At 59.1% G+C, this 24,393-nt stretch carries 23 protein-coding genes and 1 tRNA gene; 7 read left to right on the forward strand and 17 right to left on the reverse strand.

Going from position 1 to position 24,393, the window contains the following annotated elements; genetic code table 11:
• Positions 1-171 precede the first annotated feature (171 nt).
• Positions 172-1,062 (forward strand): ArdC family protein, encoded by an 891-nt coding sequence (locus LHJ54_RS07895; protein WP_228243346.1) that lies wholly within the window; start codon positions 172-174, stop codon positions 1,060-1,062.
• A gap of 34 nt (positions 1,063-1,096) precedes the next feature.
• On the opposite strand, the gene LHJ54_RS07900 is transcribed toward LHJ54_RS07895, so the two are convergent.
• From LHJ54_RS07900 to hsdR, 4 genes are read right to left on the reverse strand one after another with little or no spacing between them, the layout of a single operon-like run.
• A complete protein-coding gene (locus LHJ54_RS07900; RefSeq protein ID WP_228243347.1) occupies positions 1,097-2,974 on the reverse strand; it encodes an AAA family ATPase in 1,878 nt (625 codons plus the stop codon).
• Positions 2,974-4,668, reverse strand: a complete 1,695-nt coding sequence (locus LHJ54_RS07905; protein WP_228243348.1) for a restriction endonuclease subunit S — start codon at positions 4,666-4,668, stop codon at positions 2,974-2,976. Before LHJ54_RS07905 ends, LHJ54_RS07900 begins: the two co-directional genes overlap by 1 nt.
• Positions 4,665-6,140: a class I SAM-dependent DNA methyltransferase gene (locus LHJ54_RS07910; protein WP_228243349.1), complete on the reverse strand. Its 1,476-nt coding sequence runs from the start codon at positions 6,138-6,140 to the stop codon at positions 4,665-4,667. The genes LHJ54_RS07905 and LHJ54_RS07910 overlap by 4 nt, the downstream gene beginning before the upstream one ends.
• Positions 6,137-8,500 (reverse strand): EcoAI/FtnUII family type I restriction enzme subunit R, encoded by a 2,364-nt coding sequence (gene hsdR, locus LHJ54_RS07915; RefSeq protein WP_228243350.1) that lies wholly within the window; start codon positions 8,498-8,500, stop codon positions 6,137-6,139. Before hsdR ends, LHJ54_RS07910 begins: the two co-directional genes overlap by 4 nt.
• Positions 8,501-9,160: 660 nt before the next feature.
• On the opposite strand from hsdR, the gene LHJ54_RS07920 reads away from it, so the two are divergent.
• Positions 9,161-9,349 carry a hypothetical protein gene (locus LHJ54_RS07920; protein WP_228243351.1) on the forward strand — a complete coding sequence of 63 codons (189 nt, stop codon included), beginning with the start codon at positions 9,161-9,163 and terminating at the stop codon, positions 9,347-9,349.
• Positions 9,346-9,729, forward strand: coding sequence for a DUF3768 domain-containing protein (locus LHJ54_RS07925; RefSeq protein ID WP_228243352.1), 384 nt, complete (start codon positions 9,346-9,348; stop codon positions 9,727-9,729). Before LHJ54_RS07920 ends, LHJ54_RS07925 begins: the two co-directional genes overlap by 4 nt.
• 37 nt (positions 9,730-9,766) lie before the next feature.
• Here the strand turns inward: LHJ54_RS07925 and LHJ54_RS07930 are convergent, their stop codons facing one another.
• Positions 9,767-10,582 (reverse strand): HNH endonuclease, encoded by an 816-nt coding sequence (locus LHJ54_RS07930; protein ID WP_228243353.1) that lies wholly within the window; start codon positions 10,580-10,582, stop codon positions 9,767-9,769.
• Between the two features lie 248 nt (positions 10,583-10,830).
• Here LHJ54_RS07930 and LHJ54_RS07935 point away from each other — a divergent pair, with 248 nt between their 5' ends.
• A complete protein-coding gene (locus LHJ54_RS07935) occupies positions 10,831-11,055 on the forward strand; it encodes a hypothetical protein (protein ID WP_228243354.1) in 225 nt (74 codons plus the stop codon).
• Positions 11,056-11,242: 187 nt separating this feature from the next.
• Here LHJ54_RS07935 and LHJ54_RS07940 read toward each other — a convergent pair whose 3' ends face one another.
• The 5 genes from LHJ54_RS07940 to LHJ54_RS07960 form a co-directional block, all read right to left on the reverse strand.
• Positions 11,243-11,869 (reverse strand): response regulator transcription factor, encoded by a 627-nt coding sequence (locus tag LHJ54_RS07940; protein ID WP_228243355.1) that lies wholly within the window; start codon positions 11,867-11,869, stop codon positions 11,243-11,245.
• Positions 11,869-12,168: a JAB domain-containing protein gene (locus tag LHJ54_RS07945; protein WP_228243356.1), complete on the reverse strand. Its 300-nt coding sequence runs from the start codon at positions 12,166-12,168 to the stop codon at positions 11,869-11,871. Before LHJ54_RS07945 ends, LHJ54_RS07940 begins: the two co-directional genes overlap by 1 nt.
• A gap of 209 nt (positions 12,169-12,377) precedes the next feature.
• Positions 12,378-12,806, reverse strand: a complete 429-nt coding sequence (locus LHJ54_RS07950; protein ID WP_228243357.1) for a hypothetical protein — start codon at positions 12,804-12,806, stop codon at positions 12,378-12,380.
• A gap of 39 nt (positions 12,807-12,845) precedes the next feature.
• Positions 12,846-13,184: a hypothetical protein gene (locus LHJ54_RS07955; protein ID WP_228243358.1), complete on the reverse strand. Its 339-nt coding sequence runs from the start codon at positions 13,182-13,184 to the stop codon at positions 12,846-12,848.
• A 51-nt stretch (positions 13,185-13,235) separates the two neighbouring features.
• Positions 13,236-13,739: a helix-turn-helix transcriptional regulator gene (locus LHJ54_RS07960; protein WP_228243359.1), complete on the reverse strand. Its 504-nt coding sequence runs from the start codon at positions 13,737-13,739 to the stop codon at positions 13,236-13,238.
• A gap of 442 nt (positions 13,740-14,181) precedes the next feature.
• Between LHJ54_RS07960 and LHJ54_RS07965 the strand changes: the two genes are divergently transcribed.
• On the forward strand, positions 14,182-15,348 hold the full coding sequence (locus tag LHJ54_RS07965; RefSeq protein WP_228243360.1) for a hypothetical protein: 1,167 nt from the start codon (positions 14,182-14,184) through the stop codon (positions 15,346-15,348).
• A 148-nt stretch (positions 15,349-15,496) separates the two neighbouring features.
• Here the strand turns inward: LHJ54_RS07965 and LHJ54_RS07970 are convergent, their stop codons facing one another.
• The 5 genes from LHJ54_RS07970 to LHJ54_RS07990 form a co-directional block, all read right to left on the reverse strand.
• Positions 15,497-16,129: a tyrosine-type recombinase/integrase gene (locus tag LHJ54_RS07970; RefSeq protein ID WP_228243361.1), complete on the reverse strand. Its 633-nt coding sequence runs from the start codon at positions 16,127-16,129 to the stop codon at positions 15,497-15,499.
• 258 nt (positions 16,130-16,387) lie between these two features.
• A complete protein-coding gene (locus LHJ54_RS07975; protein WP_228243362.1) occupies positions 16,388-17,305 on the reverse strand; it encodes a DUF1259 domain-containing protein in 918 nt (305 codons plus the stop codon).
• A gap of 23 nt (positions 17,306-17,328) precedes the next feature.
• Entirely contained in the window at positions 17,329-18,723 is a 1,395-nt protein-coding gene (gene chrA, locus LHJ54_RS07980; RefSeq protein WP_067673225.1) for a chromate efflux transporter, read from the reverse strand.
• 228 nt (positions 18,724-18,951) lie between these two features.
• Positions 18,952-20,154 (reverse strand): integrase arm-type DNA-binding domain-containing protein, encoded by a 1,203-nt coding sequence (locus LHJ54_RS07985; protein ID WP_228243363.1) that lies wholly within the window; start codon positions 20,152-20,154, stop codon positions 18,952-18,954.
• Between the two features lie 177 nt (positions 20,155-20,331).
• Positions 20,332-20,418, reverse strand: a tRNA-Leu gene (locus LHJ54_RS07990).
• A gap of 142 nt (positions 20,419-20,560) precedes the next feature.
• Between LHJ54_RS07990 and LHJ54_RS07995 the strand changes: the two genes are divergently transcribed.
• Positions 20,561-21,505 carry an NAD-dependent epimerase/dehydratase family protein gene (locus tag LHJ54_RS07995; RefSeq protein WP_228243364.1) on the forward strand — a complete coding sequence of 315 codons (945 nt, stop codon included), beginning with the start codon at positions 20,561-20,563 and terminating at the stop codon, positions 21,503-21,505.
• Here the strand turns inward: LHJ54_RS07995 and LHJ54_RS08000 are convergent.
• Positions 21,502-21,999 carry an NfeD family protein gene (locus LHJ54_RS08000; protein ID WP_228243365.1) on the reverse strand — a complete coding sequence of 166 codons (498 nt, stop codon included), beginning with the start codon at positions 21,997-21,999 and terminating at the stop codon, positions 21,502-21,504. The genes LHJ54_RS07995 and LHJ54_RS08000 overlap by 4 nt on opposite strands.
• A gap of 17 nt (positions 22,000-22,016) precedes the next feature.
• The gene (locus LHJ54_RS08005) at positions 22,017-23,051 is read right to left on the reverse strand and encodes an SPFH domain-containing protein (RefSeq protein WP_228243366.1); all 1,035 of its coding nucleotides are present in this window, start codon (positions 23,049-23,051) and stop codon (positions 22,017-22,019) included.
• Between the two features lie 177 nt (positions 23,052-23,228).
• On the opposite strand from LHJ54_RS08005, the gene LHJ54_RS08010 reads away from it, so the two are divergent.
• Positions 23,229-24,392, forward strand: a complete 1,164-nt coding sequence (locus tag LHJ54_RS08010; protein WP_228243367.1) for an acyl-CoA dehydrogenase family protein — start codon at positions 23,229-23,231, stop codon at positions 24,390-24,392.
• Position 24,393: the final 1 nt, after the last annotated feature.

Genomic DNA, 24,393 nt, shown 5'->3' on the forward strand with positions numbered 1-24,393 from the left:
ATTGAACTGCTCCTCTTCGACAGGCCGTGCCGGGCGGGATCAACAGCCTGCCCGCTCCATTCGGGCTGAAGCCCTCCCGTGTTGCCTGCTCCGCGTATCCGCTGACCCGCCCGGCCAATCCGGCCCGTCCCTTCATCCGCGTTCCCAACGATTGGACGAAGGATTTTCACCATGGCCAGCACCAAGACCGTCAGCATCTACGATACGATCACCAACCAGATCATCGCCACCCTAGAACGCGGCACCGACAAGTTCTCGCTTCCCTGGCATCGCAGCACCGCACCGCTTTCGCGCCCGGTGAATGCGGCGACTGGGAAAGCCTATCGCGGCGTCAACGTCCTCGCCCTCTGGGCCAGTGCCGAAGCGCAGGACTTCGGACATGGCTTCTGGGCGACTTATCGCCAGTGGCAGTCACTTGGCGCTCAGGTCCGCAAGGGCGAGAAGGCTTCGCCCATCGTGTTCTACAAGGTACTCGACAAGCGCGATGACGATCAAGCCGAGGAAAGAGACAGCTCGACCCGCATCTTCGCGCAGGCTTCGCATGTGTTCAACGCCAGCCAGGTGGAAGGCTACGGCCTGCCCGAAGTGCCGGACGGAGAAGACTTCGACCCAATCCCGCAGGCGGACGCTTTCGTTTCTGCCACCGGTGCCGCCGTACACATCAACGGTGACAGCGCCCACTACACTCCCGCGACCGACGCTATCACCATGCCGGACCGCGAGCGGTTCTTCGCAACGGCCAGCGGCAGCGCGGCGCAGAACTGGTACGCTACCCTGTTACATGAGCTCATCCATTGGTCTGGCGCTGACCACCGCCTTGCCCGGACGTTCGGCAAGCGGTTCGGCGACAATGCCTACGCTATGGAAGAACTGGTGGCCGAGCTCGGCTCAGCCTTCCTTTGCGGCGACCTTGGTCTTTCCGCCAGCCCGCGCCCAGATCACGCCAGCTACCTTGCCAGCTGGCTGAAGGTGCTCAAGGCCGACAACCGGGCGATCTTCACCGCCGCGAGCGCTGCGGCGAACGCTGCTGAATGGCTTTCTGCTTTTGAGTGCCGAGACTAGGTAGCGATTGATGGAGAATCCTCAGGAGGTACGGTCAAGCAGCACCGATCCTACCGATGATGAAATCGAACACCGGTCGGAAAGCTTCGAAATGGGCGGCATTGAGGCCAGGGACAACTTCCTGCGCGAAATGAACTTTGCTGCCGATAAACCGCCGCCAGCCAGCGGGATGTTCGGGGTCAACCGCGAAATGATCTTCAAGCCCCGGCACATCGTGAAACAAGAGCTCAATGGTGATGCTGGACTGGTCGCCAAATGTTCGGCCCGTCGCAGCATTGCAGACCTGATTGCGGACGCTCAACCCGGCTGGAATAGGGAGCATGATTGCGTAGCCTGGCTGGTTGTCGCGTTTGCAGGCTAGGCCATTGGAAACATCATTCTCTTCCAGACCTCCGTTGGCAATTTGCGCCGACTTTACCTTTCCCACCGCAGCCCAATCGCCATAAGCATTGTCGAAATCGAAAAGTGCAAAGAAGGTTCGCCCAGGATTTCCGTTGTAGAGCTCCTCTCGGCCCATTTGCTTGCGTAGGTGACCACAGTCGAAGCATTGTGCGATTTCAAAAGATGGCTTCACGTCCGGATTGAGCTTCTGCCACGCCGTTCTTACAATCTCCGCGTCGGTCACGCCTTCAGTAAACAGAACTGAGCCTGAAGTGTTGGCGAGAAACTGTTCGATGTTCAGGCTCGCCTCGGTCTCCGAAAACGTGATCAGCCCTGCTGAGAGCGAACGGACGATAGTGGACTTGTCCGGTTGCTCGGTAGTCACGCCGCCAGCGCCAGAGGAAAACAGCCGGATGCGATTGTCACACTTCGCGGCCACGGTCGACGCACTATGGCTGCTCAGCAGGATGTGGTTCGTGCGTGCCGCTTCAGCCGAGATTGCGGTGACCTGATCGAGGAAATCGAATTGCCACTCGGGATGCAGGAAGGCGTCCGGTTCATCCAGCAGGGTTAGACAGTTGCGGCGTTTGAATATCTCGGAGACAGCAAAGACATACACCGACTGGAATTGGCCATCGCTGAAATGGTTCAGCTCGGAAACCTCCAGACCCTCCAGCGTGATGGCGATGCCTATATCATCCAGCATCCCGACGATGCGCAAGGCGTCGAAAGAACGGAACAGCATCTCGCTGGCATCTTCGCCCATACCTTCGCGAAGGGCATCAAGATTGCAGTTGAGGACATAATTGTCCGCTTCGCGATCATAGATCGACCCCGGAGTAAATTCGCCTTCGATGCATCCCAAGAGCTGGTCGAGAAAGCCGCGGACCGGCCCTTGCGTGCCCCAGAAGCGCTGCGCCTCCTCAAAAGGGTCATGATCACCGGCGGCTGCAAAATGTGGGCGTTTGAGCACGATGCGAACCGTGCGGCGGTTCCCCAATATGCCCAGCTTTGCGCACAGATATTGGCGCGCGAGGTTCGCTTCGGGCAGCAAGAGAAGGACAACGATAAGCAGCTTCTTGCACGCTGGGCCGATGCCGACAAAACGCGGGATCATTGTTGCAGCGGCGCGACGCAATTGACCACGGTATCGCTCTTCGTAGCGGGCGACCAGCGCGGTTACATTGTCGTTCTGGCCAGAGTAATAGACCAGCACATTGTCGGGAAGCGGGGTTGCACCAACACTCCGGCGCCCCTGCTCGTCGTTGATCGTCAGCACACTATCGCGCCATTCGATCCGGGTTTCGGCCTCGGCAATTTCAAAGCTAATCGTATAGTCGAAGCCCGGCCCGACAGCGTCAGGATCGAAGGCGAAGATGTGGTCGAAAATCTCGATCAAGGCTTCGAGGAAGTTGGACTTTCCCGACCCGTTTTTACCGACGAAGATATCGATGAAGCCATCGCCATCGAAGCTTAGCGTGAAGTCGCGCAAGTTCTTGTATTGGCTAATCCAGACAGAGCGTAAACGCATCAGGCGGTGGCCCGTTCAACAATGGCGTCGGCCAGGTGGCGGCGGTTTTCGGCGGCGTCGGCCAACCGCGCCCTAAGGGTATTGCACAGGGCCATGAGTTCATCGACCTTGGCAACGATGCGGTGTTGTTCCGCGAGGGGCGGTAGCCCAACAACAATTGGATAAACCTTAGCACCAGATATCACCGGCTGTGCCGTAGCGTTTTCATCTTCTTTGAGGTTGGTTGCAGTTAGCAACAAGCGAAGGAACGGTAGATGGATGCTCCGTTCGTCGAAGTGAGTCACAAAGGCATTATCTGTCACCCACGCAGCAGGTGGTGTTACGTGGATTGATCCGCAGTAAAAACCAACCCGCCCAATGACTATGGTTTCCCGGAAAACATTCTGCTGATCATGGTATCCATTTATCCCATTGCCGCCAAAGACAGGTATATCGCCAGGTTCCATTTGCGCGGAGGTCAGCCCATCGCCGGACTGGATATAAATGATCTCTCCGAGCCTGACCGGTGACCAATTGTCAGGCAGATCGGCAGGCACTTCATCAGTCGCAACGGGACTAAGTGGCTTTCGGGGCAAGCGAATTTGCTTCTTCGCTACCTGTTCGGCTTGCCAAGCCTTGATTCGCTTTAGCAAGGTAGTTCCCGGTTCATCCCCCGCATCCTGCTCAACCAGCTTGCCGCGCACGGCGAGGTCGAGGATGGCTTGTTGGAGGGCGGCGATGCTGGCTTCGGTGGTGAAGAGGGTATCGAAATGGCTTTCCAGCCGCGCCCAGTTGGCGGCGAGGTCTGCTGCGTCGGCGCTGTTCACCAGCGTGGTGAGGAGGGTGTCCACTAATGTCTGATGCGCGGCCAGCGCGTCCGCGCTCTCCCGCTCCAGCGCATCGCACAGCGCAATGAGTTCATCGACCTTGGCGACGATGCGGCGCTGTTCCGCGAGGGGCGGTAACGGGAATGGAAGTGCCAAAAACTTTGCCCGCGAAATCCCGCCAATGATGCCCGTCATCTCGCGCGAAAAGCATCCAAAGAAGAAGTCAGACAGGTAAGTGCATAGCACATACCGAGGGTCGATTTGCGGCCAAGGCTCATTGGCGATCAGTTTGTTTCCGAATGCGATCGCACGGTCGCTGATAGCCATTTTCCGGCCTGCGCTTCCACCCTCAGCGCAGATGAAAACCGAATTAGGCTGGGCAATGTTGAAACGCTCGTCATCAAAGCTGACAAACAGACCATTGTGGTAATCGATAGGTTCAAATCCGTAGCCAACATCCTTGGTCGCCACAAAAGGCAATCCTTCGCCATTGGCCGCTAACTCAGACCGCAGAGTGGCATTGATACTATTCCCCGTGAAGATATTGCCGGTCTGCCAAAGCGGCAGCCAAATCCATCCCGATGGGATTTCGAAAGGTTCACTACAAAGCTTCGCAGGCCCCTTTGAGTTCTTGATTTCTTTTGCCTTAAGGCGGCGTTGGCGCTCCCTTTCAATACCAGGCAGCAACTTGTTGGCTGGCTCCTCGGCTGCATCCTGCGGCACGAGCTTCCCTCGCACCGCCAAATCAAGGATCAGCGCCTGCAGGCGCTCGATCCCATATAGGCTGATCCGCTTGCTCCCGCCGCCGCGACCGGCTCCGCTTTTCCGCTCGATCGCGCCAGTCCAAATGTCGAGATTGTCGGCAACCAGCGCTGCGATGTCGCTCACGCCTTGTCCCCCAGTGCGGCGGCCAAGATGCCTTTCAACTGGTCGCGGATCGCCTGGATCGACTGCTGTTGCTGCGCATATCGCGTCAGCAATTCATCCGGATCATGGCTCTCGGCCTCGGGCGTGTGGGGGTTCTTCAGATCAAGGTTGTATCCGCGCGCAGCAACATCGGCAGCACTGATTTTCCAGGCCTGTTCGGTCTCTTGGCGGTCGCGGAAGCCATCAACTTCGTCGCCCCACCAAGCTTGCTCCGGCGCGAACTCCTCAAACCGCATCGGTTTGGTCTTGTTGTAGCTGGTGACCCCATCCGGATAGGGGTGTTCATAAAACCAGACGTTCTTCGTCGGCGTGCCCTTGGTGAAGAACAGGATGTTGGTCTTAATGCCGGTATAGGGCGCGAACACGCCATTGGGCAGGCGCACGATGGTGTGCAGATTGCACTCCTCGATCAGGCTCTGCTTGAGAGTGGACTTCACCCCTTCGCCGAACAGGAAACCATCAGGCAGAACAACAGCTGCCCGGCCACCCGTCTTCAGCATCCGGATGATCAGCGCCATGAAGAGGTCCGCCGTTTCGCGCGTGCGCAGGTGGGTGGGGAAATTATTCTCAATCCCGTCTTCTTCCATCCCGCCAAAGGGCGGGTTGGTAGCGATCACAGGGACGCGGTCTTTTTCAGTATAGTCAGTGTAGGCGCGGGCGAGCGTATTGCCGTGCCTGATTCCGCTTGGCGTATCGATGCCGTGCAGGATCATGTTGGTCACACACAGCATGTGCGGCAGCGCCTTCTTCTCTACCCCACGAATGGTGCGGTGAAGCATCTCCTCATCATCGGGCGCGTTGATCGCCTTGCGCTTGTGATCGATGGCGCAAGTGAGAAAGCCGCCAGTGCCGCAGGCCGGATCGAACACCACTTCGTCCAGCCGGGGGTTGAGCCGGTCGATGATGAAGCGGGTCACCGCTCGGGGTGTGTAGAACTCACCCGCATTTCCTGCGCTCTGCAGGTCTTTCAGAACCTGCTCGTAGATCGCGCCGAAGGTGTGCCGGTCTTCGCTGTTGTTGAAATCGATCTCGTTGATCTTGTTGATCACCTGCCGCAGCAGCGTGCCCGATTTCATGTAGTTGTAGGTATCTTCGAACACGTCGCGGATGACCTGCGCGCGCCTACCGACTGCGCCCTGGGTAGGCAGATCGCCGCCCTTCAGCCGGGGGAAAAGCGTATCGTTGACAAAATCGAGCAGCTTTTCGCCGGTATCGCCCTGCCGGTCTGCCGCCCAGTTACGCCAACGCAAATGGTCCGGCAGCGGCGACTGGAAATCGTCGTCGATCAGCTCAAGCTCTGCCTCGCGGTCATCGAGAATCTTGAGGAAAAACATCCAGACCAGCTGGCTGATCCGCTGGGCATCGCCATCGACGCCGACATCCTTGCGCATGATGTCCTGGATGGATTTGATGACGCCGGAAACGTTGGTCATTCGCCTGATGCCTGTTCGTAAATCTGATCTTCGAGCTCTCTCAGCGCGGCCTCATAGGCATCTTTGCCGCCGAAGGCACCTTTGATGATCTCCATCGGCGTGCCGAGCTGTGTAAAGGGTTTGAGGCGCAGAACCTTTGCGTCCTCAATGGTTTCAACGCCATCGTCGGCGTATTTCTCCAGCAATGCCTCCAGCACGGCACGGGCCTTCTCACCATACTTCGCGAAATAGCCGCGCTTCTTCACATTCTCGGCCCGCTCACGCCGGGTGAGCGGTGGCGCGCCGAAGGCGACGTGAACCAGCAGATCGAAATCGCCGAAATCCTTGCCAACTTCCTCGGCAAGATTTTCCAGAATGACGCCGCGCTGTTCGAGCTCGCCGATGATGGCTTGTTTGCGTTCGCTGGCATTCCAGTGCCAGATGAACTCATCAAGCGAGCGATATTCTGCGGCGATCTGCTTGCGTGCGTAATCGCGGTAGGACTCGGTTACCAGCTTGCCATCAGGGCCGATATACTCGACCCGCTCGTTCATGACGCGGGCAGTTACGCCGCTGACAACAAACTTGCGGGTGCCGGCGGTTTCATCGTCATCGCCATCATCATCCTCGTCTCCACCACCCTCGATGTCAGGATCATCATCCGTGCCAGGGGCGTTGGGGTCATCATCGCCGGTGAGGATCACAATCGGCGGACCATCAAAAGCATCATCCCGGAAGAGCTCGGTCGCCTTCTTGAAGTCCATTATCGTGAAGAAGAATTTGTTGTTGTCCTCATCGATGCGGGTTCCGCGCCCGATGATCTGCTTGAACATGGTCATCGAGTTGATCGTGCGATCAATGACGATGAGCTTGCAGGTCTTGGCGTCGACCCCGGTGGTCAACAATTGCGACGTGGTGGCGATGATGGGGTACTGCTCTTCCGGGTCGATGAAACGGTCGAGCTCGGCCTTGCCCTCAGTGCTGTCACCCGTGATGCGCATGACATATTTGCTGTTGTCTTTGGCCAATTTGCCCGCCGCGTTGACGATGGCCTTCCGCATCCGCTCGGCGTGGTCGATATCTTCGCAGAAGATGATCGTCTTCGACATCGGGTCGGTCGCTCGCAAGAACTTCATGACCCGCTCGGCCACCAGCTTGGTGCGTTGGTTGAGCACTAGCGTGCGGTCCATGTCCTTCTGATTGTATTCTCGGTCTTCGATCACCCCGCCAAGATCATCGACCATGCCAGGCGGCGGGGTCCAGCCCTGAACGTCACGATCAATATCGATCCGGATGACTTTGTAGGGTGCGAGGAAGCCGTCCTCGATCCCCTGCTTCAAGGTGTAGGTGTAAACCGGATCGCCGAAATAGCTGATGTTCGAGACGTATTCAGTCTCCTTCGGCGTCGCTGTCATGCCGACCTGAACCGCGCTGCTGAAATACTCGAGGATCTCACGCCAAGCGGAGTCCTCTGCTGCGCTGCCTCTGTGGCATTCATCGATTACGATTAGGTCGAAAAAGTCGGGCGACACGGTCTTGAATATCTTGTCTGCTTCATCCGTGCCGGTGATCGCCTGATAGAGGCCAAGGTGGATTTCGTACGCAGGGTCGATCTTGCGGTTCTTGATCTTCGTCATCGCCGCGCCAAACGGCTTGAAGTCGTTCACCAGAGTCTGATCGACGAGAATATTGCGATCCGCGAGAAACAGGATGCGTTTGGCGGTCCCCGCTTTCCACAAACGCCAGATAATCTGAAAAGTTGTGTAGGTTTTACCGGTGCCCGTTGCCATGACCAAAAGGACACGTTTCTGACCTTTGGCCACAGCCTCGATAGTGCGGTTGATCGCCTCGGTCTGGTAGTAGCGCGGCTCCTTGCCTGATAAATCTGTATGATACGGCTGTTCGACCAACTTGGCTTCGTCACCGTCGATCCGGTGATGCTGGCGATAGCGTTGCCAGAGCGTATCCGGATCGGGAAAGGCATCCATGCCAAACTCGATCTCGGTGGGCTCTCCAGCGTTTGCAGCGCGATTGTGGGAGGCAAAGCCATCACCATTTGAACTGAATGCGCTTGGGACATCCAGAATCTCCGCATAGCCAAGCGCTTGTTGCAGGCCGCTGCTGACTGAGTGATTGTTATCCTTGGCTTCAACGATGGCTAATGGCAGACCCGGCTTCAAGGACAGTACGTAATCGGCGAATTTCCGCTTCTTCTTGTTTCTGGACGACAGGTTTCCACGCACAACTACGGGGCCGGGAGCAAGCGTTACCTCCCGACGAACTTGCTGCATCTGATCCCATCCTGCGTGTTTGATTGCAGGCGTAATGAACAGGTCGCAGATATCAATCTCGCTGCATTTCTTCTTCTCTGCCTCGTCCAATCTGCAACGGCCCCGTTAATCTAGTAGTTAATCCAATACCCTCGACGGTTCGAGAATGCCGTGTGGCACCCTACCAAAAGGCGATTGCAAGTCACCATGCTTTCACGTGGCAGTTTCTACGCGGACGATCTCTTGGTGCTTCAAAATTTTCAAACATAGATGGCTTCGTTGGAATGGCGCTACCCTGCCGGGCGACCTGCTCTATCCGCTTGCGCGGACCGGGCCTGTAGTCCCTGCCCGTTCGGGTGACGATCAGGAGCAGTTGGAAGCGGAGCGGGAATTCCTGATGGACGCGCTCTGTCCCGCGCATTCTGCGCTCCTGAGGGCGCGGCATCCTTGAGCTAACCCGCAGGCACTCTTGCCTCTCTCATTGCCGGACGCCCGCTGGCGCACTGATTGCGCGCGCATGGCCTCCGTCGGCTTCGCGCCGTTGCAAGGGTGCCGATGTTCTCTGGATCGCCGGGCGATCCGTCGCGGGAACGCCAATGGCTTTGCCCTCTCGTTCCCGAAACCGGAAATAGACGCCCCCGTGTGGCGGGCTGTGCCCGCTGGCCCGCGCCAGGGCATCGATTCCGGTTTTCCCTCCCCCTCCCATCCTCGCCGGAAGGCAGGCCGCATGCCGCGTGTCGGATGCGGCTTTCAGCCTAAGAAGGACAAAAAATGGGTGACCTGATCTTGAACTACCGGGCTTGCGGGGCCGAGTGCCGCGAGGACTGGTTGCGGATGCTGGCCAACGAGAACGGTTTGCCGTTCGGGACGGTGCGGCGCCTTGCAGAGGAACTGGGCGAGCGCGAGGATTTCGGCGAGCTGGTCCACATCTGCGAATGCGGCGGGAGGGCAGTGCAATGAGTGCTTGCACACTCTCCCGCAGCGAGCGGATTGCTCGACTCAACGACCGGGCCCGGCAGGCGATGGGGCTTGCCTGCGTTGCGGTGGCAACCGAGGGATTCCGGGCCTTGCCCGAGGAAGATCAGTCGCGGGTGCGCGAACTGGTCGAAACGTTCGACGCATTCACACCGGACAACGACCCGTATGACGAGCGCGATTTCGGGGCGATCTATCTGGATAGCGAAGGTCGCTGGACTACGACGCGCCCGGCGCGGCCTGCCGAAACCGTGTTCTGGAAGATCGATGCCTACGACCGCAATTTGCGGTTTGGCAGCGAAGACCCGGCCAATCCTGCCGTTACCCGGCGCGTGCTGACGATAATGCTGGCCAGCGAATATTGATGCAGCAAGCTTGGCATTCCGCGCGCCGCCTGACACGTCAGGCGGCGCGTTGATCGACGAAGCAGTGTTCGTTGTGCCAATCGAGAAAGGCCGGTTCGGGATCGAACCGGATTGCTGACCGCAGCGTTGCGTTCTCGAATGGCTGGAAATAGTCGCGCGTCTCGCGGCTCTGGCTTTCGCGCAATTGCCGCGAGACGCGAATGCGCCGTTGGCGATCGACCGTTATGAGGCCGCGATCAAACGCACGGTCGAGTGTCGCGGAAAGCAGCAAACCATTGGCGGGATTGTGCCGGTTATCGCTGTCCTTGCCCCAGGGCTTGATATGACTGGCCGTGAGCAAGCGCGTATCGGCGATACCGGTGATGCAGCAAGTCTCTTCGTAATTGGCAAGTACCGCACGACGGAAGAAGTCCTGGCCGACGCGCTGATTGACGAGTGCCTGTGTGGTGGACTCGTCTTGATAGGGCTCGAACCGGAATTCGCTGCGCTTTTCATTGAGGCGCAATGGCGGAGGTGGTGGCTCGAACTGGCCGACCTGGGCAGTCCACAAGCCTTCTGCCCGCGAGACGAGACCGGTCCAGTCCTGGCCGAACTCGGCATATGTTGCGCGATCCAGCTTGGATGCACCGTCCAGGCCTTTGCGCCCGCTATCGGTGATTTTGGGATCGAGGCTGGCGAAGTTGCACAGCTTCATCGCGACCGAACTGTTCGTTCGCCCGAGCGCAGCGGCAAGCTCCTGGATTTCTGGATTGCCCGAGTGCAGCTTTCCGAACGGCAGCTGGAAGTAGAGATACAGCGCGAGCACCGTCTCCTCTTCGCTCCAGCGTTTCCGTGAACTGCTCTCGACTGCCATAGTGCAGGTTTGGGCGAGAGTGATCCAGGGCGCAAGTGTGACGGTTTGCCATGTGTTTGCATGCCCTTCGATCGGGCGGCTTCGTTCTCAAGCACACAACTGGCCGCACGCGGTTAGCCTTCAATGCCCGGCCCGCGCCAGTTCCCCCGGCCTTCGCCGGGGTCACCCGTGTTGGACATGAATCCTACCCTTAGCCGTACGGCCTTTCCGTTGGTGCAACGAGCCACCAGACACGAAAGGAATTCATCATGGCACGCAGCAATACCGCACCGACGCAGGAGACCAATCCTCCGGACTTCCTCGCCTGGCATGTCGCCAACAAGGGCGACAAGGGTTTCTGGACTCGCATCGGAGCCGCGTGGTTCCACCGCGACCGCAAGGGCCTTTCGCTCCAGCTTGAAGTAGTACCGATCAATGGCCGGATCGTCCTGCGCACGCCGCTGGACGACGAGAAGAAGGAACCGGGCGCTTAGCGCCCGGCCTTCGGGCAGAGCGGCGGGAAGTGGGCCGGAAGCGGACTGTCAGCTTATGACACCAGATATGACAGTAGCTGCCGCTTCAATTGTGCATTGCTGAAGATCTCTATTACCTCCTTTGCTCAAGATGAGAGCACTTGTAATTGGCTTAAACATCGAATTGGTGCTGCAAACTCCACATTACCTACTCCGCCGCAAATACCATAGCGGCGGCTTGGAGAAGCGACTGTGCTCCTAGTTTGGTCGTCAGATTAGTTCGGTATAGCTCAACCGTTCGTGGGCTTAAGCCAAGAGCACGGGCTGAGCTTTTGGCGCACATGCCTTCGATGAAGAGTTCGAGAACCTGCCGCTCACGCTTAGACAAAACTGCCAAGCACCTCAGCGTTCGGCCCTTCTTTTCCTTGGCCGTGCGCGAAGCCTCAAACCTTTGGACAGCTTGATCAAGCTCGTAGCTGACCTCGGCCGGCGAGGCTGGCAGCGCGAAGAAGCCGCACGCGTCCTGGCTAAGAGCTGCAAACATCTGTGACGTCGATGGCTGAGGAGCATAACAGACCACTGGCATGCAGACGCCATCTTTCTCCATCGCTGCCATGCACAGGCTTAGATTATCCGCCTCGTCAGCTAGCAGAGCGATGCCTTCTTCAGGCCAGCGAGTGGCCAGCTCTGCGATACTCTCGAGAGGAAGCACAACGCTGCTGCCCATCAGCAGCTGCGAAACAGCATGGCGACGTGCAGCGTCCTGATCGATTAGGAACACGACCAGCTTGTGTGGCAGAGCAGTGCCTCGCAGTGGTGTGGTCGGAAGGAACATTACAGCTGCCCCCCGCCGCGCATGCTATAGGCGTTGTCACCTGCGATGATCAGATGATCGATGAGGTGAATGCCAAGCAGGTTAGCCATGCGCCCAATCTGCCGGGTCGCAGTCAGATCAGCGGCGCTCGGCTGCGGGTTACCTGAAGGATGATTGTGAGCCAGCAGAACTGCCCGGCTGTCATGTGCCAGAGCACGGGCGAACAGATGTCGCCAGGAACAGCGGATGGCTTTGCAGTTCCCTTGCCCCAGCACCTCGGCAGCGAAGAATTGCCGCTGAGACCCTGCGAATACAGTCACAAGCCGCTCTGGCCCAATCCGCAGCTGCGCGGCGATCCAAGATAATAGAAGCTCATTCTCGTTGGAGACGACTAAGCTAGGATCTGCGCCAATCTGCTGCGAGGCCGGCCTGCGAGCGACTAAAGGCAAAATATGACGAGCAGAACGCGCAATCGAATGACTGCTTGTCCGCGCTAGATTGAGAGGTGTGCTGTTTAGATTGGATGCACTCAGCTCGTGGCGCTCTGTCTCAACCGGCGGTGCTGCAGTGCTGTGCCAAGCAGCAGCAACGCTATCAGGAGGTATGAGGGCGCGCGTGACATCACCGCGTAAATGAGCGGTCCCATATCCATGTGGAGAGCGCGCAGGAGATGCGATAGAAGCGAGATGAGCTGCGCCGAGGCTGCCAGAATGGTCCATAAACGCTCTTCCCGGAGCGCGACAGCGGCCAGAGCCACGAACGCGCTGCTGTCAATCATGAGATTGCCCCAGTCGATGCTTTGGTGATCTTGGACGCCGAACATGGCGTTGTAGAGCGCACCACTGAGGGCCATGGCGACAAGAATGAAGGCTACCGCCTTTTCAGGCGGACCACCGCGTCGCCAGGCGTAGAGAACTGCTATAGCGAGAAGGGTAAGCTGGAGTGCGTAACGAACCATGTGTTCCGCTTAGGCAGCAGCTTACCCTCTCACAAGGCGCTAGGCAGCGCTGCGTAAGCCGCCTTGGCTAGCAAGGTTCCCCATGTGGCGCTCAGGACATTCCGGCGCGTCCATCACGCCGACTTCCACACCAACCTTCACGAGTTCGCCATGCGCGCGGCGCAGCTCTCCCGCTGCGTCAATCAGCTCGCCCATGCTGCGGTGCATGCGCAGAAGTGCGGCATGAGCCGTGGTGCTCGCATAGCCGGTGTCCTGCTTGGCGGTGATGGCGGTGTGCAGCGTGGCGCTGACCTGCAGCATCGCTGTATCAATGGCGGCTTCGGCGGCCGGCAGCTCGCGCTGGAGGCGGGCGGTGGCAGTAGCGGTGTTCATGGACATCTTTGGTGCTCCTTGGCTCAACAGGTTAGTGCAAAGCCAAGGCTTCTCAGGTCAGGGGATGATCACCTCCAGCGCCTGTGCAACAGCAAGCATGACCAGGATAAGGACCATCAGTGCGAGCGCTCCGGCTATGATCAATCCGAAGCGCAGCGCCTTGCCCAGAACAATTGGCTTTGGCTCTGCGGCAGCGGTGAACTTCGGCTCATCATCCCACTCTGCCGGCCAGCAGCCGGCATCGTGCAAAGTGAACCCCGGTTCTTCGCTGCCGCCGCTTTCCTGCTGTTCTGGCAGGTCCAAAGGTAGGGGGAACGGTTCACTAGTTAAGCAATCAGATGCTCCAACACCCCGGTGCCGCTGGTAAAGCTTGGCTGCTTCCAGGCGTGTCGCTGCACCCAGCTTGATGCGCACGGCATCCAGACGCTGGTCGACTGCGCGCGGTGAGATTTCAAGCCGCTGGGCGATCTCCTTGGAAGACATGTGGCGGAGCACAAGCTCCAAAGCTTCGCACTGCTTGTCGGTTAGGCTTTCGATCGCATCCGGTGCGGTTTGCATCATGGCCGTTGCCTGCCAGTTCGCCAGGAGCGGCAATTTCGAGGCAACCAAAGGTCGACGGATACAGCAGGAGCAATCATTATGAGACCAAAGCTAAACTGGTTCAATTTGCGCGTGATCAACGGTTTGGCTGCGTTATAGTTGCTGTTGTGCTACGTGTTCTCGCTAAGATTTGCTGTCAAATCCTTAACCGCAAGCTTGTTTTCGTCGACCGCTAAACTTCTTATCCTGATGGAGCCGTGGGAAAGATGCTGAGTGGCAGTAGTTGCGCGCCAAGTGGGAATGCGATCCACAAGAACGGCCGCTCATAGCACTGGTAAACGCGCTCTTAGGGTTAAATTGAGTTTGATCGATCTATAGGGAAACTACCATAGAAGCAACCAAGCTAGCAGCAGCAGAGCAGCTGCAAGAATCCTCCATCAGTTGAGAAATTGGAGGGTCAAACATGTATTTGCAACAAGACTTCGCGATAGCCGAAGAGCTTTCCAGCAACGTTTTAGAGCTCGACCAAACCGCGCGCCTCAGCCGAACGGAGATCGTCATGGCGGGCGTCAATGAGCGGCTCGCCGGTACCTCAGCCGCTGACCTTCTGCCGTTTGTCCCGCTCTCCGGCGATCACCAGGAGCGCGACGATGTCACTACCTACTTCCGCAGTAGCAATGTGCCCACCGGTAAGGACGGCGCTCTGATCATTGGGCTGGACCAGCTCGATGACTTTAGCACAGCGGAAGCTATCTGCGCCATAGCGCGGCAAGCCGTGCAGTTCCGCATCGAGCTTCACAGCACCCGCGAGGGCGAACCAAAGCCCGGCGGCTGCGTCGACGGTTTTGAGCTCGTAAGCGGCTTCAATGTCATTAGGGAAATCGACACGGCAGAAGCCCGGCGCATAGCTGCGGAGTTCTTCGCCACATGTCCGCTGCTGTTCCGGGTGAACGAAATCGGCTATGTCATGGAAGATGGTGAGCTCGGCCTCATTGCCGACTTCTGGGCGCTAGACGACCGGCTTCAACTCACCCGGCAACGCCGCTTGGCACCAAATAACGAGAGCCTTCTCGGCACTCTGGAGAATGCCTATCGCTGGCACGCTTACCGCTACGGCGTGATGCAGGAGCGGCACAAGCAAGGGTGCGACCTGCTGATCGATGCTTGTGCCGAGGCAGCAATTGCTTGGGCTGGCTTCGAGCTCGCCGAAGTGGTGCAGGAGCTCCAACGGGAGCCGTGGCTCACAACCGAGCTGCGCAACCAGGATCGGGTGGTGGCATGTGCCGAGCTCTACATCGCCGACGGTGTGCTGACAGCAAACATCCGAAGCACACATTGCGATGTCATCGTTGAAGATGCTCAAGACGCATCTTCTCACAGCAGGAACCGCACCTGGCAGCTCACCGGCACGGAGCTCGTTGCGCGGGAGAGTTTAAGCTGCTCTGATTGCCTGAGAAGTAGCGGACTGCGAGCACTTCCTGCAGAAATGCTTGCCAATATTATTGCTGCCGATGAGGCAGTGCATGCCTCTGGTGAGCGTCGGCAGACAGGCGAAGTTTACCGCTTGGACCTGCCCTTGTCGCGCAAGCCTGTGTTCTTTGATGAAGACGGGCTGCGCGCCGCGGCTTAGCGGCGGGCAGTTCACATCCGCAGCTTATCTGAACAATCTCGGCTATGGTAGCTTCGACCCATCTGCTGCGAGAATGCGTCTTGCTACAACCAACACACTGTCGAAGGTGTAGCGGTTGGCCAGAGCTCCTAGCCAACCGCAGTCGTGATCAAATCTCCGTTCGCTCCGCCAAGAGCAGCGCGTCCTCGACATCGACGCCGAGATACCGCACCGTGTTCTCAATCTTGGTGTGACCGAGCAGGATTTGGATCGCGCGGATGTTGCCTGTGGCACGGTAGATCATCGCCGCTTTGGTCCGGCGCAGCGAGTGAGTGCCATAATCTGCCTTCCGCAGCCCGATAGCACTGACCCACTCGTCCACTAGCCGGGCATACTGGCGTGTACTCATGTGGTCAGCACGGTCGATCCTGCTTGGGAACAGGTAATCACCTAGCGAGCCTCCGCGACGCTCCAGCCATGCAAGCAGCGTCGTTCGAACATCAGCGGTCAGTTCGAATTGCACCGGTCGATTGGTCTTTTGCTGGATAACGGTAGCTCGGTTGCGAATGTCAGCGCCTGCCACAACGTCACCGATCCTTATTCTGACCAGGTCGCAGCCGCGCAGCTTGCTGTCGATCGCCAGGTCGAACAGAGCCTTGTCTCGGAGCTTCCCCTCCCGATCGAGGTGGAAGCGTATAGCCCAGATCTGCTTCTGGTTGAGCGGGCGCTTCGTTCCGACGTTCTTACCAGCATTCCAAGCAGCGCGGCGCTGCACTACGGCATCAAATCGGGAGTATCCCATTGTTCTTCTCCGCGGCCGTGATTGGCCGAATGAAGAACGCCTAAGAGAATGCTGCTAATTTTGGGCCGCTTCGAGACAGTCTGGTTTCGGGCGTTTTCCTAAGGAAACGGACAATCCGTTCGCAACCCAAATCGCATTCAAAGGCAACCCCGTAAAGTTAACGACATAACTCACGTCCCGGCCATTTCGAAGACAATGCCTGTCGCAATGAGGTGCAAGCGATCGCTGCCTTACTGATTTTTATCGGAATGGTTGCGCCTATCCGGTTTCGGCCTGTGCGTTACGGGCAGCAGCAATCGCCGCTGCAAGCTCTTTTGCTGGACCCACTCCCCAGTAGTGGAGGAAGTAAAACATCGGTTCACCGCCGATCATGTGGTTATGCAATGCTACGATATGGATATCCCGCTCGCGCAGTGCGCGGAGCACGGGCTGGACTTCGTCCTCGGTCATGATGAAGTCACCATCCACGGCGGCAAGGTCGTTGGTGCCCGAGAACGCCGCCCAGGTCGTAAGCCCCATCGAACCACCGATCTCAACGCCGTGCATGCGGCCTTGGCGAGCGAAGGTGTATTTCACGACACCATCGGCGATGCTTGGCTCGGTGCCCAAGATTTCGCTCAGCGCCAGGGCTTCGATCGTGCCGTTTGCATCCGGCGTCAAGCCACCGAAACTGCGCTGCGGCGTCGGCGAGGCGGCGCGCACTTCCTTGATGGCATCCCAGACGGCTTTTACACCCGCTGCCATCTTGGCGGTTTCCCCATGCCCGCCGATATGCATAAAATAGACCGGCGGATCGTCGAATATGAAGTGATTGTGCAGCGCGGTGACGGTCAACCCGTTGGCGAGGGCAGCGTCCATCGCGGCTGTTATCTCATCCTCGAATACGACCGTGTCGCCCATGACCATCACTCCGCCATCGACGGGTTTGAAGGCAGCCCATGAGCCGAGACCTGCCGGGGGATCGAGGCGCATGCCGTCGACCATCACCGGCACGTCGGCGCGCGTCCAACCGATGCGTGCGACCCCATCGTCGGTCATGGTGACCTCCGAGTGCGATGCCTCGAAAATTAGCGCCTCGAGATTGCCGAGATTATCCTGCGCGTGAAGAGCCGCCGACATCGCTGATAGCGATAGAGCCAAGCCGCCGACGAACAATGTTCTGCGTAATTGCTTCATCTTAGTTCTCCTTGGATGTGATTTCAGGTGCCAGCCATCGTTGCGAGGTAATACAGCGACCCAATGAGTGCGCTCACGAAGAGAACGAGCAACATCCCGATCTTGAAGCGCAGCATAGCGATCAGGGCCGCAGCGGCAATGACGACGGAGGCGACGTCGATCGTGGCGAAGTCCGGCACGAGCAGGCGTGCGCCGTAACCTCGAACCTCGTCAAGCCGTGCGAAGGCAACGTGCAGCGCAAACCAGATGGCAAGGTTTAGGATCACACCGACGACTGCTGCCGTCACCGCCGAAAGCGCCGCTGTCAGAAGCTTCACGCCGCGCAGTTTTTCGATAAATGGCGCACCAAGGAAAATCCATAGGAAGCACGGCACGAACGTGACCCACGTGACGATGACCGAAGCCGCGATGCCCGAAGCCACCGGGCCTAACATGTCTGCTTCGCGATATCCCCCCATGAACCCCACGAATTGGACGACCTGGATCAGTGGACCCGGCGTGGTCTCCGCCATGCCCAACCCATCGAGTATTTCACCGGGGGCAAGCCAGCCATGCGTCTGCACGGCTTCCTGCGCCATATAGGCCAGCACGGCATACGCGCCCCCGAAAGTCACGACCGCGAGCTTGGAGAAGAAAACCGCCAGTTCCGTGAACACGTGATTTGGGCCAACAAGAAGGATCAGCGCAATTATGGGAGCTGCCCAGATGCTGCCCCAGATCAAGGCCGTGCGGACTGCTCCGCGCCATGTAGGCTGCGCTTTCGCCATGCCACCTGTATGAAGCACGGCTTCCGGCTCGCTCTCCCCGTCCTCGGTCGTTTCACGGGCGCGAATGACCAGAAACCGTGCAGGATCGAAATGCCCTCCAAGAAAACCGACCAGCGCGGCGGCCGCGATAATCAGCGGGAAAGGTGCATCGAATGCGAATATCGCCACGAAGGCTGCGGCGGCAATCAGATACATGGGCCAAGTTTTCAATGCCCTTTTCCCGATGCGCAGCAGGGCCTCGATGACTATGGCGAGCACCGCCGCCTTAATGCCGAAGAAAATCGCCTGGACGAAGCTGGCCTCCTGAAAACTGGCATAGAGCACGCTAAGCGCCATAATGCTGAGGAAGCCGGGAAGGACGAACAGGCATCCTGCGACGAGGCCACCGCGAACGCCGTGGAGCAACCAGCCAATATAGGTGGCAAGCTGCATGGCTTCCGGTCCGGGCAGGAGCATGCAGTAATTGAGCGCATGCAGGAACCGGTTCTCGCCGATCCAGCGCTTTTCATCGACTAGAATGCGGTGCATCACCGCGATCTGGCCGGCTGGCCCACCAAAGCTCAACGCGGCTATGCGCGCCCAGACACGCACCCCATCGGAAAACGGGATCGGAGTTTGTTCTACGGAACCTGAATTAGCGGGAGAATTCATCAACGCGTCCTTCGCACACAGCTCATCGAGCCGGACTTGGGCGCATTGCCTTACCGGGCGCCGGAATAAGTGCCCGAAGTCAAACTGCTAGATCATTGATCTGGTGTTGTCAAAAGCCTTACGCGAACAGTCTGCCTTGCCCTTGGAGAATGTCGGCTTTCGAAATCTGGATCTGTATCTTCAATTTCCGGAATGAGGGCGCAAAGCGGCCCCCATATCACGTGGCGGTCAGCGGCTCGCTTCGCGTTGTCGAAGTGCGTCAAGATAATCGCTCCACCACTGAGCCATTTTGACGCGTTCGTCCCAGTAGTTGCCTCGGTTGTAGACGCCGCGAATAGCGTTACTGTCACCATGTGCGAGGGCGCGCTCAATTGCATCGGGATGCCAGAGACCGCTTTCGTTGAGCATGGTCGAGGCCGTCGAGCGCAGCCCATGGGCCGTCACTTCGTCCTTGCTGAAGCCCATACGCCGAAACGCCGCGTTGATGGTGTTCTCGCTCATTGGGCGCTGCTGCGTATGGAACGCTGGGAAGATATACCCCTTTCCGCCGGTAATCGGTTTTAGCTCCCGAAACAGCTCCAACACCTGGCGTGATAGTGGCACCACGTGAGTTCGGCGCGCTTTCATTTTGCCCTCCGGAATTGTCCAGGTTGCCTTGTCCCAATCAATCTCTTTCCACTCGCCGTGCCGAAGCTCACCTGGTCGCACAAAGACATGTGGTGCGATCTTCAACGCGAACTTCGTGGCCGGGTAACATTCGAAATCATCGATGGCGCGAAGGAGCCCGCCCAACTTCTCGGGTTCGAGGATCGCCGCGTAGTTTCGTGCTTTGGGCGTGACGAGTGCGCCCTGAAGGATCGATGTCGGATCGGTTTGGCACTGGCCAAGCGCGGCTCCATACCGGAACACCCGGCTTGCGAAAGATCGGCATTTCTTTGCGGTTTCAAGATTGCCTTTGGCTTCGAGTTTCTTGAGCGCCGCCAGCATCAACTGCGGATCGACGTCGTTGATTGGCATATTCCCGATTGCGGGCTTGAGCAGTTCGAGGAACCAACGCGCCTTGCGTAGCGTGGCCTCCGCCCGGCCTTCGGGCACCATCTTCTCATCGATGTACTTCTTAGCGATGACCTCGAAAGTGTTCTCCGCGCCCAGCTTGATCCTGGCCTTCTTGCGCTTCCGTTCCAGCATCGGATCGATGCCATCGGAAACCTTGAGCCGTGCTCGGTCTCGAAGCTGACGCGCTTGCGACAAACTGATCTCAGGGAACGCGCCGATGGGCAGCTTCTTTTCCTTCCCGCCGAAGCGGTACTTGAAATACCAGAGCTTGGAGCCGTTCGGCTTCACCAGCAGCAGCAGCCCCCGCGAGTCGTATTTCTTGTACGACTTGTCGGCAGCCCGGAAGCCTTTGATTTCCTGCACATTGAGGCTCATCTGGGGGCCTCACTTTCGTGCGATTTGGGGCCTTTTGGGCCGGAGCCCCCAGACGAGGCCCCCACAGACGTTGGAACAAAGCGGAACAAAACAAGACCTCGCTTTCTGCGCTGGAGGTCAAGAATGGCAGAATTCCGCCATTTCTGCAATGTTTTGGAACGTTCTGATGAGAACAAATGGTGCCCAGAAGAGGACTCGAACCTCCACGGCCTTGCGGCCGCCAGCACCTGAAGCTGGTGCGTCTACCAATTCCGCCATCTGGGCACCGGAGCGGTCCGGGTGGACCGCGAGGTAGGAGCGGGCGGTTAGCTGGCGCGGGGGGCGCTTGTCAACGGCCAAGGCTTGCGAAACCGACGCTGCTGCGCCAGTGAGCGGCCACCATAGCCAAAAAAGACAGAAACGGACCATGAGCACCAATCTGAGCGGGAAGCTGATCGTGCTGTTCGGCGGCAGCGGCTTCATCGGCAATTATGTCGCGCAGTCGCTGCTTGAGCGGGGGGCTCGACTTCGGATCGCCAGCCGCCACCCTGAAAAGGCCCATGTGCTGAAGCCGCTGGCCAACCTTGGGCAGATGCAGTTTACCCGCTGCGACATACTGCGGCAGGACGATGTTGCCGCGGCGCTGCGTGGGGCGGACGGGGCGGTGAACCTGGTTGGGGCTTTCACCGGAAATCTCGAATTGCTGATGGGTACGATTCCGGGCGAAATGGCCCGCATCGCCGCGGCCGAAGGTGCAACGGGCTTCGTGCATCTGAGCGCCAGCGCGGCCAACCCCAATGGTGATACGCAGTATGCAAGTGCCAAGGCTTTGGGTGAACGGCTGGTGCAGCAGCACTTCGAGCGCGCAACCATCCTGCGGCCTACGATCGTGTTTGGGCAGGATGACAATTTCATCAACATGTTCGCCCAGCTGATCCAGTGGTTCCGCGTGTTGCCCGTGTTCGGTCCGGACGCGCGTCTCCAGCTTGTTCATGTGGCGGACGTTGCCGAGGCCGCGGCGGCGGCGCTGGCCGACCCGGTCACCCATGGCGGACGTACGTATGAATTGGGCGGCCCGGATACAGTCACCATGATGGAGCTGAACCGGCGGATTGCCGCGTCACAGCGGCGTCGGCGCACCTTTATCCCGGTGCCGGACCCTGCCTCGGGCCTGTTTGCCCGGCTGCCGGGCACCCCCATGAGCATGCAGCAATGGAAGATGTTGAAGCAGGGGACGGTGGTTTCCGGCCAATATCCCGGATTTGCCGAACTCGGCATCACGCCCCGGCCCTTGAGCCTTTTCCTGGACGATTGGATGACCCGATACCGCAGGCAGGGCCGCTTTGCGGAGCGGACCGGCTACGTCCGTTAGGCTTTGCCAGGCGTCGACGGCTCGTCCTTCCTGATTTCCAGCACCGGCGTGACAGCCGGCTCCACCAGGAGCACGGTGCCGCGGCTACCGGTCACTTTCACCCGCTCGCCAACGGACAGTTCCGGGCCTTCCGCCTGCCATTCGCTGTCGCCCAGCCTGACCCGCCCGCTGCCACCGGCTATGGGACGCGACACCACCCCGGTTTCCCCGAGCAGACGCCCGACCTTGTTGTTGAGCAGCGGGTCGGAGCTCTGAATGGGCTGGTCGGTGAAGAAGCGCTTGGCACTGTAGGCGAAGATCAGTGCCAGGAACGCGAAGTTCACAATCTGAAGAGGTACTGACACATCGGTCGCTAAGACGAGCAGTGCCGTTGCCAGCGCGGCAAGGCCGAACCACAGCAGGAGCACGCCGGGAATCAGCATTTCCGCCGCCAGGAGGATCAGGCCGAGCGTAGCCCACAACCAATGCGCATCGATGCCGTCGAGGAAGTCCATTGCCAGTCAACTCCCCGTCAGGGCCGGTCTGCCACACGCGGAACGCTGGGCCTGACGACCGGCTCCCGCTCCCGCCCGCCGGTCTGCGGCAGCGGGCGTCCGGTATCGCTGCCTGACAGTTGCGGCGTGGCGCCAGGCTGCCGGTCCTTGTCGCCGAAGGTTTCTTTCACCAGTTCGCCGATCCCGCCCAGCGAACCGAGAATCTGCGTTGCCTCGACCGGCATCAGGATCGTCTTGGCATTGGGGCTGTCGGCAAATTTGCCAAGCGCCTTCACATAGTCCTGCGCCACGAAGTAGTTGATTGCCGAACTGCCCGACCCGGCAATCGCGTCCGACACCATCTGCGTCGCCTTGGCTTCGGCTTCGGCCTCTCGCTCGCGCGCTTCGGCCGTGCGGAAGGCGCTCTCGCGCGCGCCTTCGGCCTTCAGAATGGCGGACTGCTTCTCGCCCTCGGCGCGCAGGATCCGGCTGGCGCGGTCGCCTTCGGCTTCCAGGATTTCCGCGCGCTTCAGTCGCTCGGCCTTCATCTGCCGGGCCATCGCTTCGGAGATGTCGAGGGGCGGGCGGATGTCCTTGATTTCCACGCGGGTGATCTTGATACCCCAGGGCGAGGTTGCGTGGTCCACCACCGACAGCAGGCGCGCATTGATCTCGTCACGCTTGGACAGTGTCTCGTCCAGGTCGAGCGAACCCATCACCGTGCGCAGGTTGGTGGTGGTCAGCGCCATGATGGCGTTTTGCAGGCCGGACACCTCGTAGGCGGCCTTGGGTGCGTCCAGCACCTGGAAGAACACCACCGCGTCGACCCCCACCATGGCGTTGTCGGCGGTGATGATTTCCTGTCCTGGGATGTCGAGGACCTGTTCCATCATGTTGATTCGGTGGCCGACGCGGTCGATCAGGGGCACGATGAGGTGGAGGCCTGGATCGGCAGACTTCGTGAACTTTCCAAATCGTTCGATTGTGTAAACATACCCCTGTCGTACGGTTGTGACCGCCATCAGCAGGAAGATGAGGACCAGCACCACCAGTCCAATCAGCACGTATTCCATTCACACACTCCCGCCCGACTATCTTGCCCCAATGTAGTGGCGCGACGCGGTGCGGCCAAGCGAAACCGGATGCGGTCGTCTTTTGGCTGTCCGGCCCGGCGCAAGGCGGCAAGACTGCCATTGCGGACGCCCGGCCTCTTTGGCACAGTTCGCTTCCTGACTTGGAGAGGAGCAAGAATGCCCGTCATCGACATCCCCGCACCCGCTTTCATGCAGGATGAGGAGATTACCATGTTCGCCGAAGCGGTGGGCAAGTTCCTGCAGCGCAACGCCCCGGAAAAGCGGGTGCGGAGCTGGCGCGAAGCCGGGCAGGTGGAGCGTGCCTTCTGGAGCGAAGCAGGTGAAGCGGGGCTGCTGGGCGTCAGCGTGCCGGAGGAGTACGGCGGCCACGGTGGCGACTTTCGTCACGACATGGTGGTGATCGATCAGGTGGCCAAGCACGGCGTGGAGGGTTTCGCCGCCAGCCTGCACAACGTGATCATTCTTCCCTACCTCGTGCGGCACGGAACGGAGGAGCAGAAGAAGAAGTATCTTCCCCGGCTGGTGTCGGGCGAACTGGTCAGCGCCATCGCGATGAGCGAGCCTGGCGCAGGGTCGGACCTGCAATCCATCACGACCACCGCGCTGAAGGACGGCAACGGATACCGCCTGAACGGCTCCAAGACATACATTTCCAACGGGCAGATCGCGGATTTCGTGATCGTGGTGGCCAAGACCGATCCCGAAGCGCGGGCGAAGGGCATCTCGCTGGTGCTGCTCGAAACCGAACGGGCCGACGGGTTTCAGCGCGGCAAGAAACTCGACAAGATCGGCCTTGATGCGCAGGATACGTCCGAACTGTTCTTCGATGACGTGTTCGTCGGCAGCGACGCGATCCTCGGCGGAGAGGAAGGCAAGGGCTTTTACCAGCTGATGGGCGAGCTGCCGCAGGAACGGCTGGTCATCGCGATGCAGGCGCAGGCTGGAATCGCGCATGCGCTGGACGTCACCGTTGATTACGTCAAGAACCGCAAGGCTTTCGGGCAGACGATCTGGGACTTCCAGAATACGCAGTTCGTCCTGGCGGATCTGAAGGCCAAGGGAACGGCGTCCCGCGTTTTCGTCAACGACTGCATCGCCCGCCTGCTCGACGGGAAACTGGATGTGGCGACCGCCAGCATGGCCAAATACTGGGTCACGGAACTGCAAAGCGAAGTGGTCGACAAATGCCTGCAACTGCACGGCGGGGCGGGCTACATCAACGATTATCCCATTGCCCGAATGTACCGGGACAGTCGGATCGCGCGGATTTTCGGCGGCTCCAACGAAGTGATGCGGATGCTGATCGCGCGCTCGATGTGAA

This window comes from Porphyrobacter sp. GA68 (assembly GCF_022605525.1).
Taxonomy (GTDB): domain Bacteria; phylum Pseudomonadota; class Alphaproteobacteria; order Sphingomonadales; family Sphingomonadaceae; genus Qipengyuania_B.

Coding starts and splice junctions, on each gene's coding strand:
- LHJ54_RS07920 (WP_228243351.1), top strand. CDS start 9,161: ATGGGTGACCTGATCTTGAACTACCGGGCTTGCGGGGCCGAGTGCCGC.
- LHJ54_RS07910 (WP_228243349.1), bottom strand. CDS start 6,140: ATGACCAACGTTTCCGGCGTCATCAAATCCATCCAGGACATCATGCGC.
- LHJ54_RS07950 (WP_228243357.1), bottom strand. CDS start 12,806: ATGGTTCGTTACGCACTCCAGCTTACCCTTCTCGCTATAGCAGTTCTC.
- LHJ54_RS07955 (WP_228243358.1), bottom strand. CDS start 13,184: ATGTCCATGAACACCGCTACTGCCACCGCCCGCCTCCAGCGCGAGCTG.
- chrA (WP_067673225.1), bottom strand. CDS start 18,723: ATGAATTCTCCCGCTAATTCAGGTTCCGTAGAACAAACTCCGATCCCG.
- LHJ54_RS07965 (WP_228243360.1), top strand. CDS start 14,182: ATGTATTTGCAACAAGACTTCGCGATAGCCGAAGAGCTTTCCAGCAAC.
- LHJ54_RS07940 (WP_228243355.1), bottom strand. CDS start 11,869: ATGTTCCTTCCGACCACACCACTGCGAGGCACTGCTCTGCCACACAAG.
- LHJ54_RS07960 (WP_228243359.1), bottom strand. CDS start 13,739: ATGATGCAAACCGCACCGGATGCGATCGAAAGCCTAACCGACAAGCAG.
- LHJ54_RS07970 (WP_228243361.1), bottom strand. CDS start 16,129: ATGGGATACTCCCGATTTGATGCCGTAGTGCAGCGCCGCGCTGCTTGG.
- LHJ54_RS07900 (WP_228243347.1), bottom strand. CDS start 2,974: ATGCGTTTACGCTCTGTCTGGATTAGCCAATACAAGAACTTGCGCGAC.
- LHJ54_RS07995 (WP_228243364.1), top strand. CDS start 20,561: ATGAGCACCAATCTGAGCGGGAAGCTGATCGTGCTGTTCGGCGGCAGC.
- LHJ54_RS08005 (WP_228243366.1), bottom strand. CDS start 23,051: ATGGAATACGTGCTGATTGGACTGGTGGTGCTGGTCCTCATCTTCCTG.
- LHJ54_RS08000 (WP_228243365.1), bottom strand. CDS start 21,999: ATGGACTTCCTCGACGGCATCGATGCGCATTGGTTGTGGGCTACGCTC.
- LHJ54_RS07895 (WP_228243346.1), top strand. CDS start 172: ATGGCCAGCACCAAGACCGTCAGCATCTACGATACGATCACCAACCAG.
- LHJ54_RS07930 (WP_228243353.1), bottom strand. CDS start 10,582: ATGGCAGTCGAGAGCAGTTCACGGAAACGCTGGAGCGAAGAGGAGACG.
- LHJ54_RS08010 (WP_228243367.1), top strand. CDS start 23,229: ATGCCCGTCATCGACATCCCCGCACCCGCTTTCATGCAGGATGAGGAG.
- LHJ54_RS07985 (WP_228243363.1), bottom strand. CDS start 20,154: ATGAGCCTCAATGTGCAGGAAATCAAAGGCTTCCGGGCTGCCGACAAG.
- LHJ54_RS07935 (WP_228243354.1), top strand. CDS start 10,831: ATGGCACGCAGCAATACCGCACCGACGCAGGAGACCAATCCTCCGGAC.
- LHJ54_RS07925 (WP_228243352.1), top strand. CDS start 9,346: ATGAGTGCTTGCACACTCTCCCGCAGCGAGCGGATTGCTCGACTCAAC.
- LHJ54_RS07975 (WP_228243362.1), bottom strand. CDS start 17,305: ATGAAGCAATTACGCAGAACATTGTTCGTCGGCGGCTTGGCTCTATCG.